Origin of the sequence: Serratia sp. Ser99 (assembly GCF_024519545.1) — a bacterium.
GTDB lineage: Bacteria > Pseudomonadota > Gammaproteobacteria > Enterobacterales > Enterobacteriaceae > Serratia > Serratia liquefaciens.
Map to the genome: position 1 here is coordinate 108,399 of NZ_JALJRT010000001.1, position 13,448 is coordinate 121,846.

Consider the following 13,448-nt stretch of genomic DNA (forward strand, 5'->3'; position numbering starts at 1 on the left):
AATGCCCGTCGGGTGATAATAATAATACGTAAAATAATACCACAAAGCGCCGGCTTACAGCGTGCGGCACATCACCGTGACGGTTTCGCCACAAACTTCACGTTGCTCAACAGGTTGCCAGCCCAGTTTCTGATAAAGCGGTTGTTGGTCGGGCGTGTAGAGATACAGCGCGGTGATCTGTTCCCGTCGGCAGTGGGCAATGCACTGGGCGATCAGTTCGCTAGCCACGCCCTGGCCGCGGTGTTGTGGATGGGTAAAGACTTCCCCCAGCCAGAACTTGCGCTCTGGCTTATCTGCCAGTTCGTAAACGATCAGGCTGGCGGTTCCGAGGATCTGTTGTTGCGGTGACAGAGCCAACAGCGCCAGCCCGGGGTGCTGTGGTTCACAGCGCTGTTCCAGGCGCTGGCTGATTTTCTCTCGGCAGCTCCACGGGGGGAAGTCCTGCCACTCCTGATGCAGTAAAGCGGCCAGTTCACCAATGCGCTGGCGATGCGCAGAAAGTCGTTCGATACGCATGATTAGGTTCATTTTTTGCCCAAGGGCAGACAACTATAGCGACGATTTTCGCCTATTTGAAGGTCTCGATCGCCCAATCGATAAATACCCGCATTTTGGCGCTCAGATGGCGGTTGGAAGGGTACACCACATACATCTGCTCAGCCGGTGGTTGCCAGTCGTGCAGCAGGCTGACCAGCTCGCCGCTGTCCAGATGCGGTTGTGCCATAAAACGGAAGGTTTGGATGATACCCAATCCGGCCAGCGCCGCCGCCAGCAGCGCATTGCTTTCGTTGACGCTGACGTGATAGCGGTGCTGGATATCGATTTCTTTGCCTCGATCGACGAAGTGCAGCGGCAGGATGCGATCGTTCAACGCATGACGATAGTGTGCCAGCGGATACCCCAGTTCCAGATCGCAGGGATGCTGCGGCGTACCGTAATGAGCCAGATAGGCCGGGGTTGCGCAGGTTACCCATTCAAGCTCGAACAACCGGCGGGCAATCAGGCTGGAGTCGGCCAGCGGACCGCTGCGGATCACGCAGTCGGCGCTGTCGTTGATCAGGTCGATGAGTCGATCGCCCACGCCCAGATCAATCTGTATTTGCGGATAGCGGGCAATAAAGTCCGGCAGCGCCGGCAACAGCAGTTGGCGTGCGGTGGCACCGCCAACGTCGATGCGCAGCACGCCCTGCGGCGCACTCTGCGACTCGGTCATGCTGCCTTCCATTTGCTCCAGCTCTGCCAGCCATTTAACCGTTCGTTGGTAGTAACATTCGCCTTCGGGCGTTACCGACACGCTGCGGGTGGTGCGCTTGAACAGCTTGGTTTGCAGGTGATCTTCCAGGCTCTGGATCAGCTTGGTGACGGTGGCTTTAGGCATCCGCAACGAGTCCGCGGCACGGGTGAAGCCGCCGGTTTCCACCACGCGGTTAAACACCCGGATAGCGAGTAAATGATGATCCATAGCGCTCTCAGTGCAAACCCCGGCGGCAAGCCGGGGTGAATTTGATGACAAACACCCGAAAAGCGTGGTTTTCGGATGTTTGGGGTAAACCTGAAGACATCATTCTTTGTTTTTATTAGTGCACAAAACATGACTTTTAAGTACAGAGGACTTTGTCAGCCGTCTGACCCCGGCGGCAAGCCGGGGAGTGTTTCTGCCAGTAAATAATGATTATGACTGTTTAGCGCTAATCATGCCGGAGCGCAAGGTCAGGCCGAATACCAGCGCGGCGGACAGGGTCAGTGCGCCACCGAACAACATGGCGCTGCTGACGCCCTGCCAGTCAACCACTTCTCCACCCAGCAGCGCGCCGGAGGCCAGGGCAATCTGGATCACGCAGACCAACAGTGCCTGGCCGGCCTCCGGTGCCTGCGGTACCGCAGCGAACATCCAGTTGGTAGCGCACACTGGCACGGCGCCGAACGCCAACCCCCATACCATCACCATCAGCGTAGCCCCGGCGATGCCGCTGAGGAACGGCGACACAATCAGGATGGCGGCCAACATGGCGGCAATCAGGATAAAGGTGGCGCGCAGGCTGCGTTCGGCCAGCCTCTCGCCCAAAAAGGTTCCGAGCAGGCCAATGGCGCCATAGGCCAGCAGCTGCAGCGAAATCGCCGACGGGCTGAGGACGAATACCTGCTGCAGCAGCGGTTTCAGGTAGGTGTAGGCGGCAAAATGGCCGATAAACAGCAGCACTATGGCAATAAGCCCGGTACGCGCCATCGGCAGACGCAGCGGCAACAGCAGATCGCGTGGCGTAACCGGCCGGGTGGGGGGTACCGATGTCAGCAGGCGCAGCTGTGCCAATAACACCCCGACCGCCAGCACCGCGCTGCCAAAGAAAGCGGCGCGCCAGCCGAACAGGTCTCCAATCAACGCACCGGCAGGAACGCCGCACACGGCACCGACCGAAATGCCGCTCAGGATAAGCGCAGTGGCCCGGCCCTGGCTGGCTTCCGGCACCAGATGGCGGCCGTAGTTGGCGGCAAAGGCCCAAAAACCGCCGACGCAAATGCCCAGCAGCACGCGGCCCAGCAACATCATGGGGAAGTTTACCGCCAGTGCGGAGACCAGGTTGGAAACCGTCAATAGCACGCTCAATGCCAGCATCAGCAGACGACGATCGAGCCGACCGGCCGCCAGACTGAGGGCAGGGGCGGCGATTGCCGCGACGATACCGGGCACGGTCACCATCAGTCCGGCTTTGCCGGTGCTGACGTCCAGCGATGGGGCGATATTGGTCAGCAGGCCAATCGGTAGAAATTCGGTGGTAACCATCACAAAGCAGGCGACGGTCAGCGAGAAGATCGCCAGCCAGGGTGATGGTGCAGGTTTCTCATTATTATTCAGCATAGTACCGCTCGTCCCAGGTGGATGCGTAAACCGCGCGGTAGGCGCGGAGTGACAGAGATCACAATTTACGCAGGCCTCTGCGGCGGATAAATCCGTTTGCGGTGGTTACACTGTTTCTGAGGGGGAATAATCGCGCGCGGCCAGTCTGGCATGGGTTATCGGCCATCAGGCTGGCTAAATGTTTAATTGGCATAAGCTTATGCGATGGGTGCAGCAGGCTGCACCCGGTCGTGTATTACAAGCCCGGCGCTTTCCACATCGAGGTGGTCAGGCCGTGATCGACCAGGGTGAGCTGATCGGCATACACCTGACGCCAGGTTTCTTTTTGCTGCCGGTACAGCTCATGGTTGGCCATATCCGGCTGATATTCTCGCTCCCAACGCACCAGCTGTTCCCCGGTTTGCGCCAACGATTCATACAGTCCCGCCCCCACCCCAGCGGCAATTGCGCAACCCAGCGCGGTGGCTTCTTTCACCACCGGCACACGCACCGTCAGGCCGGTAACGTCGCTAAGGATTTGGCTCCACAGCTTGCCCTTCGAGCCGCCGCCGGCGAACACCAGCGAACGGGCCTGCACGCCGGAGAAGCTGGCGATTTGTTCCAGATTGCAGGCCGACACAATGGCGGCATTTTCTTCCAGCGCACGGAACAGGGTCTGCTTATTGCAGCGCTCCGGGTCGAGCGACAGGTTAATAAACGACGGCGCGGCGTGGTACCAGGTCTTGAAATGCATGGCGTCGGAAAATATCGGCATCACGCCATAGGCCCCAGGCGGCACGCGCGCCGCCATCTCTTCCAGCAGGCTGTAGGCATCGATACCCAGCCGTTCCGCCAGCAGCTTCTCTTCGGCACAGAAGGCGTCGCGGAACCAGCGCATGGTCAACCCGGTGAAGAAACTTATCGACTCCGCTTGTGCCATGCCGGGGATCACGTGTGGGTTGATGCGAATGTTCATCTCCGGATCGGTGGCCGGTTCCGGCAGATTGACGATCTGTTGCCAGAAGGTGCCGCCCAGCACGGCTGTCTGCCCGGCATGCACCACCCCCAGCCCCAGGCTGCCCAGTTGCACATCGCCGCCGCCCATCACGACCGGTGTGCCGCGCAGTAAGCCGCTTTGCTGTGCCGCCTGTTCGGTGATGTGTCCCAGCACACAGCCGGTCTCTTTCACCGGCGACAGCATATCGGCACGCAGTCCGGCCATATCGAGCAGCGCCGGACGCCAGTCGCGGTTGACCAAGTCGAGCATGCCGGTGGTACCGGCGTTGGAGGGATCTACCGCCAGTTCACCGCTGAGCATATTTGCCAGCCAGTCGCTGATCATGGTCAGCGTTGCCGCCTGACGGTAAATGTCCGGCCGGTGATGCGCCAGCCACAGCAGGCGCGGCATGGCGCTCAACGCCAGCGTTTGGCCTGAATACTGGTAAACCTCGCGCTCAAAATTATGGTTATGCAGCTCTTTCAGTTCGCTGACTTCCTGGCTGGCACGGGCATCAACGTTGGCGCAGGCCCAGATCGGCACGCCGTCGCGATCGTAGAGTACGATGCCTTCACGCATGGAGCAGCAGGCCACGGAACGGATGGCCTGGCCAGAGAGACCGGCGTTTTGCAGCGCCTGGCGGATACATTGGCAGGTCAGCTGCCAGTTGTGGCTGAGGTCAAACTCCATGGAACCGGGCACGCCCGGCACGGCCAAATGCCGCCATTCCGCCTGGCCCTGAGCGATCTGGTTACCCGCCAGATCGAAGATTACCGCGCGAACGCTGCCGGTGCCTGCATCCAGCGCCATCAAATAGTTATCCATAGCTCACACTCTCTGGGGAGGAACCTTAACTATAGATGCCGTACTGTTTGCACCGGTGGGGGAAGCGGCAGGCCTGGTGGGATTTGTGAGCCAGGCAGCAAAATTGCCCTTGCGGAGGGGCAATCTGTGGGATTAAACCTATGGTTGGAAAGAACATTGACCTTCGAGGTTTAACAAGGAGTCGCCATGCACGTCACACTGGTAGAAATTAACGTTAAACAGGACAAAATCGACGAGTTTATTGAGGTCTTCCGTGCCAATCACCTGGGGGCGATAGAAGAGCCGGGCAACCTGCGTTTTGACGTATTGCAAGATGAATCCATCCCGACGCGGTTTTATATTTATGAAGCCTATCGGGACGAGCAGGCGGTCGCCGCTCATAAAAAGACGCCGCACTATCTGCAATGCGTGGAGAAACTGGAAGCGCTGATGACCGGCCCACGCAAGAAAACCAGCTTTATCGGCCTGATGCCGGGTTAGCGCCGGCGTAGGGTAATTCTGTTCAATACATTGACAAGCCAAGCCGTCAGTCTGGCATCTGTGAACTCTTTCTCAGGTGCCTTTAATGAATATCTATCTTTCCATGGCCGCATTTGCGCTGGCCTCTTCCATCACCCCCGGTCCGGTCAATATCGTTGCCCTGAGCGCGGGGGCACAATTCGGTTTCAACGCCACTCTGCGCCATGTTTCGGGCGCCACGCTGGGGTTTACTCTGCTGTTGATCCTGCTAGGTCTGGGGCTGAACACGCTGTTGGAGCTGTGGCCGGTGCTGACGCAGGTTATCCAGTGGGCGGGCATCGCGTTTTTGTTGTTTATGGCGTATCAACTGGCGTTTGATGACGGCCGCTTGGGGCAGGGTAGTCAACCGCAAGCCCCTTCTTTCTGGTACGGCGCGCTGTTGCAGTGGCTGAACCCCAAGGCCTGGCTGGCGTCGGTGGCCAGTCTGGGAGCGTTTGTTGCCGATGGCGATCGCCTGCTGCTGTGGCAGTTCGCGGTAATTTACTTTGTGATCTGTTATGCCTCGGTGGCCTGCTGGGCTTACACCGGCGCGATGTTGACCGGCCTGCTGCGGCAGGCACGCAACGTACGGCGTTTTAATCGCTTGATGGCGCTGCTGTTGGCAGCCAGCGCCTGCTATCTGTTGGCCGACGGCATTTAGCGTGGGTTTTGGTACTGGCCGGGGGTGGCGGCCAGCAACAGTTTGAAGGTGCGCTGAAAGTGCGCCTGATCGGCAAAACCGCTTTCGCTGGCCGCTGCGGCGATCGGATAACCGCGTTTCAGCAACCGGTGACCGAATTGAATGCGTTGGTTAACCAGATAAGCATGCGGCGTCATGCCGTAACGCTGTTTAAAGGCGCGTATCAGGTATGAGGGCGAAAGCGCTGCCGCCTGGCAGATGGCCTCCAGCGTGAGCGGTTGGGTGCAATGCGCGTTGATAAAGGCTGCCGCCGTCGCCAATCTTGGGTGCTCGTAAGGGGTAACTGGCGTATTCCCCAAAGAGGTCTGCAAATCGCTGAAGTATTCCACCAGAGCGATCTGTTTTTCCAAATGGCAGCGCAGTGGGTCGATCAGTAGCTCATACAGCCGGTTCAGGCCACCAAACAGTTCGGGGTCACGGCTGAGCACCTGAGTGAAGGGGATAAAACGGCCGTCGCCGCCGACGATTTCTTGCTGCAATTTACCCAGCCAGGCGGCATCAATATAAAACATGATGTATGACCAGCGCTGGTCGCCGATGGGGTTACAGGCGTGGGCCTGCTGCGGATTGATGATCACCACATCGCCGGTGCTCACCTGCAACGCTTGGCTGCCGTTAATATAAATACTGGTGCCGTCGGTGATGGCGCCGATGGAAAAGATTTCATGGCTGTGCAGGGCGTAACAAACCTTACGGCCATCTTCAATGGCGCGGGCTTCCACGAAGGGGAGCTGCGGATCACGCCAGAACTGCGGCGCATTAGCGGTCATTGTCTTTCCTTTTCGATGCGGCGGGGCTAGCTTGTGTTATAGCCTAAAACGCGCCGGGGAGGGAATGCGGGTGATGATTTTTAATGTGTTCGGCCGCCTGCTGGGGGTCAAACGGGCAGGGGGCAGTGGCAGCTGTTTCGCGTGACGTTGCCGGAGCGCAAGTATGCGCGCAGTTACGACATCGTGTTGCCGGATGAATTGACCGAAAGCGAGATAGCCGGCTATCTGGGGGACATTTACCACGAAGCCGCGACGGAACGCCATCCTGACGTCGTCAGGATCGAATAAACCCCGGCCCGATAAAAAGGGCCGGAGGATTAATCTTCTTCGTTGCGGGCCATCAGTTGGCGTTGGTGCTCTTCGCTGGCCGCCTGGATCTCTTCCAGGACGGAACCGACATCGGCGCGTTTGTTGCTCTCGACAAACTTGCCGGTAAGCACGCTCGCCGGGGTCAGATTACCTTCCTGGTACAGCGCCCAAATCTCTTTGGCATATTTGCTGCCGAGCAGTTCTGGCGCGTACTGGCCGTAAAACTGCGACATGTTGTTGATATCACGTTCGAACATGCTTTTGGCGTGGTTGTTGGCGGCGGCATCCACCACCTGCGGCAGATCGATAATCACCGGCCCGTTTTTATCCATCAGCACGTTGAATTCCGACAGATCGCCATGCACCAGCCCGGCACACAGCATGCGTACCGCGTAGTTCATCATCAATGCGTGATCGGCCCGAGCCTGTTCCGGCGTCAGGGTGACATCGCTCAAGCGCGGCGCTACCAGGCCTTCTTCGTCGGTGATCAGTTCCATCAGCAGTACGCCATCCAGACAGATATCCGGCTGCGGCACGCGAACGCCCGCTTTGGCGAGCAGGTTCAGCGCATCGACCTCGGTGTTCTGCCAGGCTTCTTCCTGCTGCTGGCGGCCGAATTTAGAGCCTTTGCTCATGGCGCGCGCATCACGGCTGTTGCGCACTTTGCGCCCTTCCTGATAGTTCACGGCCTGCTTGAAGTTACGTTTTTCTGCTTCTTTGTAGACTTTGGCGCAGCGGATCTCTTCGCCGCAGCGCACGATAAAGACGTCGGCTTCTTTGCCACTTTTCAAACGGCGGATGACGTCGTCAATTAAACCATCATCTACCAATGGCTGGAGTCGTTTTGGAATTTTCATGCAGCCTTGTACCCTATTTAGGCTCCGGTGTGAATGGTTTGCTAAGGTGTTACCCCAATTTAGACCTGAAAGGCAAAAAATAGTTTGCCGCCGTTGCGACCGAACGCCGCAACGGCGCACCCACTACAGGGTTTCCGCCAACACCCAAACGCTGACGCTGCCGCCGTTAACCGGGAAAGTCGCCTGTCCCAGTTCGTCGGTGATGACCTCATCCTGACGGTTGCCGAGCAGATCACGCCAGCTTTTATGTGCCAGAGCATCGCCCAGCGAAACCGCTTTGCCGCTTTCAGCCCCGTTGGTGAGCACCACCACGCAGCCAGGGGCATCGGCGGTGCCGCTGCGGGTGAAAGCGACGCAGTTTTTATCATCAAAATAATCGGTTTGCACGCCGTTGGCAAAGCGTTGACGCGCCTGGATCAACTTTTCCAACTCCGGGATCACCGGCATATCAATTTGGTATTCCTGGCCGTCACTGCCTTTATCCTTATAGCTGGCACCGTACAGATCGGGATAGAACACGCAGGGTACGCCTTGTTCGCGCAGCAGGATCAGAGCATAGGCCAGCGGTTTGAACCAGGGTTCGACCGGAGCTTCCAGCGATTGCAGCGGCTGGGTGTCGTGGTTGGCGACCAGCGTGACCGAATGGGCCGGATCGGCGGCGGTCAGGGTGTCGGTGAAAATCTGCGCCATATCGAACCCGTCCCCCTGCTTGGATGCCTGATGAAACTTCAGGTGCAAGGCTACGTCGAACAGCATCACTTTGCCCTCGACCAGGTCAATATACTGTTGTAACGCTGCCAGATCGTGCGACCAATATTCGGCGACGATAAACAGATCGCGCTGCGCGCTGTCACGCACATGATCAGCCCACTCTTTAAAGAACCAGGCCGGGATGTGTTTGGCGGCGTCCAGCCGGAAACCGTCGCAGGGCAGGGTCTCCATCAGCCAGCGAGCCCAGTATTTCAGCTCCTCCGTCACGGCGGGGTTGCGAAACTCAACGTCGGCGCCCATCAGGTAATCGTAGTTGCCTTTCTCGTCGCCGACCTGATCGTTCCAGCCGTCGTCGCCGTAATCATTGGCGATTTTGAAAACGCCTTTTTCATCGGGCTGTTCTACGTAATCCACTCCGCCGAAGCATTTGTAGTCCCAAATGAATTTGGAATAGGTACCTTGCCGCCCTGGAAAGGTGAAGCGGGTGTAGGCCAGGGCGTCAAAACCCTGATCGTTGATGTCATTGCGGTTGTTGGCATCCGCTTTGTATACGTGCACCTGCTCTTTATCGTCGGCCCCGAGCTTATGGTTGAACACCACGTCGTAAATGACCCTTACGCCGTTGTCCCGCAGCCGGTTGGCGGCGTGGGTCAACGCCTCTTTATCGCCGTACTTGGTGGCGCGACTGCCTTTTTGATCGAACTCCCCTAGGTCGAACAGATCATAGCTGTCGTAACCTACCGAATAGCCGCCGGAAGCGCCTTTATAGGCAGGAGGAAGCCACAGGTCGGTGATGCCGATTCCGGCAATTTGCTCGGCGCGTTCGGCGGCTTCCTGCCATAACTTACCGCCATCGGGGTAGTACCAATGGAAAAACTGCAGCAACGTGGTTTTTTTCGTCATGAGCAAGCCGTCCTGTTTGCCAAAAGGAGGTGCAAGATGAGCGGTAGCTCACCCCATCACTGTTACAGCATGGGCTACTTTTGGCAAAAGGGAAACCAGGTTTGGGCGGCCGGATATGCCGCCCTTGGAGGTTAGCGTTGGCTGGCGTAATGCGGCGAGCGCGGGCCATACAAAATGGCGCCGTTCTGGCCGTTTGCCGACAACAAGCGGGTATTGGCGATGGCACCAACATCGAACCCCTTGTCACTGATGGTATCGGCAATTTGCGCGATGGCGGCGCTGATTACCATACCGAGCAGACCGCCGCTGGAGTTGTTGTTATTTTCGTTGCTGGAGGCGGTAGCGCTGCCGGCCCAAAGTTGTTTGCCGTTACGCAAATCGACCAACCTGGCTTTCACGGTAACGCGCGTTTCGCTGTTAATAACGATATAGCTGGTGCCGTATTGTGTGACATCCAGGTACAACACAGCGTCGGCACCGAAGATCTTATGCAGCTTTTGGATACTGACCGCACGGATATCGTTGGCGTTAGTCAGGCCGTTTTGCTGAAAAGTCTCTTCGACCACGGCGACCGGCAGCACATAGTAACCGGCTTCCGCCAACGGCAACGTGGTGCTGGCAAGGACGCTATGGCTGGCTTTGACATCCGGCGACTGATTGACAGGGGGGAGCACCAGGATGGATTTCGGCTTGCTCTCGTGGAAGGCTGCATAATCGTAAGGTGCTTGTTTGGAGCAGCCGCTCAACAGCAGGGTAACGGCGACGCTGAAGAAACCTAATGCACGTTTCATTTAAAGCTCCCCTTATCCTTAGCCATCAGGAAATTCATAAACGGCGCTGATTCCGGGAACAGCGTTTTCTCTGTATTGAACTCGGTCATGGCCTGGCCGGTATTGCCGGTTTTGCTGTACAGCAACCCCAGTTGTGCATGCAGGCCCGGCGGCACGGCTTTATTCTTGGCGCGAGATTTTTCGGCAATTTCTTTTAGCGTCAAAATCTGTTGTTCAGGGCTTTGACCATCCTGTTGGTAATATTGGTAAATCGAAGTTTGATAGCCATCCCAGTTGTAGAGCGTTTTTGGCGCGGCGCAGCCGGCCAGCAGGGTCGCTGCGAACAGCGCCCCACCCATTTTTTTAGTTATCATATTGCTGCTTCTATTCCGTTAGTTAGCAGGGCGCCATGCGCCACTTTCGATACCGGCAACCAGGTTATTGACCGCTTCGCGTACGGCCAGATCCAACACTTTGCCGTTGAGGGTGGAATCGTAGCTGGCGGTGCCGCCGAAGCCGATGATTTCACGGTTGGATAGTTGGTACTCGCCGGCACCTTGGGTGGAGTAAACCACTTCTGAGGTCTGTACGTTGACCACATTCAAATTGACCTTGGCATAGGCCACCTGCGTTTTACCGCGTCCCAGAATGCCCCACAGCTGGTGATCGCCCACTTCTTTACGGCCGAATTCGGTCACGTCACCGGTGATCACGTAGTTGGCGCCTTTCAGCGTCTGGGTTTGGCCTTTAATGCCGGCTTCGGTTTTCAACTCATCCATATTGGCGCGATCAAGCACGTTGAAGCGGCCGGTTTGCTGCAGATGGGTGATCAGGATGGTTTTTGACTGGTTGCCCAGGCGATCGACGCCATCGGAGAAGATGCCGTTCATATAGCTGGAGCGGTTATCGAACTTGCCGACGGAGATAGGGCTGCGCTGCCCCTGGTAGCTGGTGTTGTAGGTCGCCACTTTAGGTACTTCCAGAGAGCGCGAGGATTCAGTAGCACAGCCTGCCAGCAGGCTGACGGAAAGGGCGACTGAGCAGACAACGAGTGATTTTTTCATCGGAATACAATCTCTCCATGATTATAAAAGCGCACAAAACAGACCGTTTTGCGCCAGGAATTTAAACGGCAGGGGAAATAACAGGTGCTATTTAAACGGGGCAATCCTGCCATGGATATGTAACAAAATACAACTGAATATCGACATAATTGGCGCTATTGGGGATTAAATAACTCATTCAAATACAATGGATTGTGTAAGGATATCATTCGTATTTTATCTGGTTTTCTGAATTGTCCGGTTTTTGATGGGTTTATTATTTGTAAAATGTATATTTTATGGCTTTTTATTTTATAAATTTAATTCAGTAAAGAATGTAATTCTGCGTTAGACGACAGATTGCTGCAGGTGTCTCGTCAGGTTGAGATTTCACGCCGTTTAAAAATCCGTTATGGTAATGAATATTAGGTAACACTATCAACTAAGTGAAGTGTTTTAGCGCTGGTACCAACGGGGACATTGATTGTGAACATCAGAGATTTCAGGGCATTGTCGCGCAACCTGGTCAGAGAACTGGGCATGCTGAATAAACAGAGTAACGGCAGCCGTTTTTCACCATTACAGATCCATATTCTGATTGAGATCAGCACGCTACCCCTGGGCGTGACCGAACTGGCCACCCGATTGTGTATCGATAAGGCCAGTGCCAGCCGGGCGGTGCGTAGCCTGGTTGCCGCAGGCATGATTGAAGCGGTGGATTATCCGCACGATAAACGCCACAACCTGAATCAACTGACCCGTTTGGGCCGTAAAACGCTGGCGGCGATAGACACCAATGCCGATGGTTTTATGCAGGATGCATTGGCGCAGTTGGACGATGATGAGTTGGCTGCCACTACGGCCGCGATGAAAAAGATGACCTCGGCATTACGTAACGCACGTAAGCAGCGTGACGCCGCTTTGCGGGTTCGTCCGATAACCCAGGATGATGATGCCGCGATGGCGGGGATTATTTGCAACGTATTCCGCGAGTACGGCATGGATAAAATGGAAGGCGTTAGTCTGCACGATCCCGATTTGGATCGCCTGACCGGCGTTTACCAGGATAACGGTGGAAAATATTGGGTGCTGGAACAGGAAGGCCAGGTAGTGGGGGGCGTCGGCATTGCCCCTTTGGCGGGCGGTGACGTCGGTTACTGCGAGCTGCAAAAACTGTTTTTCAAACCCAGCGTACGCGGGTTAGGCATGGCGCGTTACATGGTGGTGCAGGCGCTGAAAGCGGCGCGGGCAGCGGGGTACCGCTACTGTTATCTGGAAACCACCGAGCAGTTGAAAGAGGCGCTGGGATTGTATTATGCGCTGGGTTTTACGCTGCTGACGGAAAGACGCGGCAATACCGGCCACCACGGCTGCAATATCTACCTGCTCAAGAATCTGCAAAGCGACTGAGCACCATCCATAAAACAAAAGGCGGCCCAAGGCCGCCTCTTTGCGCAATAGCTGATTCAGCCATTAATTGTAGATGATCGCAGTACCGTGCAGCTTGTTGTCGCCGGTAGTTGAGATGATCTGGAATGATTTAGCGCCTGCTTCATCCGCTTTGGCCGCCAGTTTGTTTTCCAGGCTGGTCAGGTCGGATGCACCGCTGACGGTGACTACGCCAGCTTTTTGCAGATCTGCCGGTTGAGCGTTAACCAAATCGGCGGCAAAGCTGCCGAATGAAGCGGTGGCCAGTGCGATGGCTGCGATGGTGATTTTCAGGTTTTTCATAGTCTTATTCCTATCTTTATATTCTGTATAAGGTTTTGTCTGTTGGGTCGTTAAATTAATTAACGATCGATAATTTAATGTTAGACGCCTGTTCGACGCTTTGCAACTATTTTTTTAGTGTTCGTTAATTAATTTTTTCTGACAGCTTTTTGCTGGAAGGCCAAAAGCCGTAGCCACTCCAGCATTATTTAATCAACTTATTGTTATTTATAAATTAATGCGGTGCCGTGCAGTTGGTTGTTGCCGCCTGCACCAACGATCTGGAACGATTTTGCCCCGGCTGCGTCAGCCTTGGCCGCCAAACCGGCTTCCAGAGCGGTGAGGTCTGAAGCCCCGCTGACGGTGATCACCCCGGCTTTCTGCTGATCTGCCGGTTGGCTGTTAACCAGATCGGCGGCGAAGCTGCCGAATGAAACAGAGGCCAGCGCAAGGGCTGCAAGCGTCATTTTTAAGTTTTTCATGAAGTTATTTCCTGTTTTATCAACGTAAATAGGCGTA

Annotated in this window: 15 protein-coding genes and 1 pseudogene; 4 read left to right on the top strand and 12 right to left on the bottom strand. The window is 56.1% G+C overall.

Annotated features, from left to right (window positions below):
* Positions 1-54 precede the first annotated feature (54 nt).
* From NR114_RS00550 to lsrK, 4 genes are all read right to left on the bottom strand, one after another.
* Positions 55-516: a GNAT family N-acetyltransferase gene (locus tag NR114_RS00550; protein ID WP_020825795.1), complete on the bottom strand. Its 462-nt coding sequence runs from the start codon at positions 514-516 to the stop codon at positions 55-57.
* Positions 517-568: 52 nt separating this feature from the next.
* A complete protein-coding gene (locus NR114_RS00555; protein WP_020825796.1) occupies positions 569-1,462 on the bottom strand; it encodes a LysR family transcriptional regulator in 894 nt (297 codons plus the stop codon).
* Between the two features lie 210 nt (positions 1,463-1,672).
* The gene (locus tag NR114_RS00560; protein ID WP_020825797.1) at positions 1,673-2,857 is read right to left on the bottom strand and encodes an MFS transporter; all 1,185 of its coding nucleotides are present in this window, start codon (positions 2,855-2,857) and stop codon (positions 1,673-1,675) included.
* 235 nt (positions 2,858-3,092) lie between these two features.
* Complete coding sequence (lsrK, locus tag NR114_RS00565; protein ID WP_256813862.1) at positions 3,093-4,658, bottom strand: autoinducer-2 kinase; 1,566 nt, start codon at positions 4,656-4,658, stop codon at positions 3,093-3,095.
* A gap of 186 nt (positions 4,659-4,844) precedes the next feature.
* Between lsrK and lsrG the strand changes: the two genes are divergently transcribed.
* Together lsrG and NR114_RS00575 are read left to right on the top strand one after the other, a co-directional pair.
* A complete protein-coding gene (gene lsrG, locus NR114_RS00570) occupies positions 4,845-5,138 on the top strand; it encodes a (4S)-4-hydroxy-5-phosphonooxypentane-2,3-dione isomerase (protein WP_020825799.1) in 294 nt (97 codons plus the stop codon).
* A gap of 85 nt (positions 5,139-5,223) precedes the next feature.
* On the top strand, positions 5,224-5,817 hold the full coding sequence (locus NR114_RS00575; RefSeq protein ID WP_130015949.1) for a LysE family translocator: 594 nt from the start codon (positions 5,224-5,226) through the stop codon (positions 5,815-5,817).
* Here the strand turns inward: NR114_RS00575 and NR114_RS00580 are convergent.
* A complete protein-coding gene (locus NR114_RS00580; protein ID WP_256813863.1) occupies positions 5,814-6,626 on the bottom strand; it encodes an AraC family transcriptional regulator in 813 nt (270 codons plus the stop codon). The genes NR114_RS00575 and NR114_RS00580 overlap by 4 nt on opposite strands.
* A gap of 70 nt (positions 6,627-6,696) precedes the next feature.
* On the opposite strand from NR114_RS00580, the pseudogene NR114_RS00585 reads away from it, so the two are divergent.
* A pseudogene (locus tag NR114_RS00585) lies at positions 6,697-6,914 on the top strand (hypothetical protein).
* A gap of 29 nt (positions 6,915-6,943) precedes the next feature.
* Here the strand turns inward: NR114_RS00585 and NR114_RS00590 are convergent.
* From NR114_RS00590 to NR114_RS00610, 5 genes are all read right to left on the bottom strand, one after another.
* Entirely contained in the window at positions 6,944-7,792 is an 849-nt protein-coding gene (locus NR114_RS00590) for a PA4780 family RIO1-like protein kinase (protein WP_020825803.1), read from the bottom strand.
* Between the two features lie 123 nt (positions 7,793-7,915).
* The gene (gene amyA, locus NR114_RS00595; protein ID WP_201895608.1) at positions 7,916-9,406 is read right to left on the bottom strand and encodes an alpha-amylase; all 1,491 of its coding nucleotides are present in this window, start codon (positions 9,404-9,406) and stop codon (positions 7,916-7,918) included.
* Between the two features lie 131 nt (positions 9,407-9,537).
* Positions 9,538-10,197: a DUF799 domain-containing protein gene (locus tag NR114_RS00600; RefSeq protein WP_256813864.1), complete on the bottom strand. Its 660-nt coding sequence runs from the start codon at positions 10,195-10,197 to the stop codon at positions 9,538-9,540.
* The gene (locus tag NR114_RS00605; protein WP_041414320.1) at positions 10,194-10,550 is read right to left on the bottom strand and encodes a DUF4810 domain-containing protein; all 357 of its coding nucleotides are present in this window, start codon (positions 10,548-10,550) and stop codon (positions 10,194-10,196) included. Before NR114_RS00605 ends, NR114_RS00600 begins: the two co-directional genes overlap by 4 nt.
* 18 nt (positions 10,551-10,568) lie before the next feature.
* Positions 10,569-11,240, bottom strand: a complete 672-nt coding sequence (locus tag NR114_RS00610; RefSeq protein WP_256813865.1) for a CsgG/HfaB family protein — start codon at positions 11,238-11,240, stop codon at positions 10,569-10,571.
* A gap of 465 nt (positions 11,241-11,705) precedes the next feature.
* Between NR114_RS00610 and NR114_RS00615 the strand changes: the two genes are divergently transcribed.
* Entirely contained in the window at positions 11,706-12,629 is a 924-nt protein-coding gene (locus tag NR114_RS00615; RefSeq protein ID WP_041414322.1) for a bifunctional helix-turn-helix transcriptional regulator/GNAT family N-acetyltransferase, read from the top strand.
* A 63-nt stretch (positions 12,630-12,692) separates the two neighbouring features.
* On the opposite strand, the gene NR114_RS00620 is transcribed toward NR114_RS00615, so the two are convergent.
* Both NR114_RS00620 and NR114_RS00625 read right to left on the bottom strand, forming a co-directional pair.
* A complete protein-coding gene (locus tag NR114_RS00620; protein ID WP_020825809.1) occupies positions 12,693-12,950 on the bottom strand; it encodes a DUF1471 domain-containing protein in 258 nt (85 codons plus the stop codon).
* 203 nt (positions 12,951-13,153) lie between these two features.
* Positions 13,154-13,411 (bottom strand): YdgH/BhsA/McbA-like domain containing protein, encoded by a 258-nt coding sequence (locus NR114_RS00625; RefSeq protein ID WP_020825810.1) that lies wholly within the window; start codon positions 13,409-13,411, stop codon positions 13,154-13,156.
* Between the last annotated feature and the right edge of the window lie 37 nt (positions 13,412-13,448).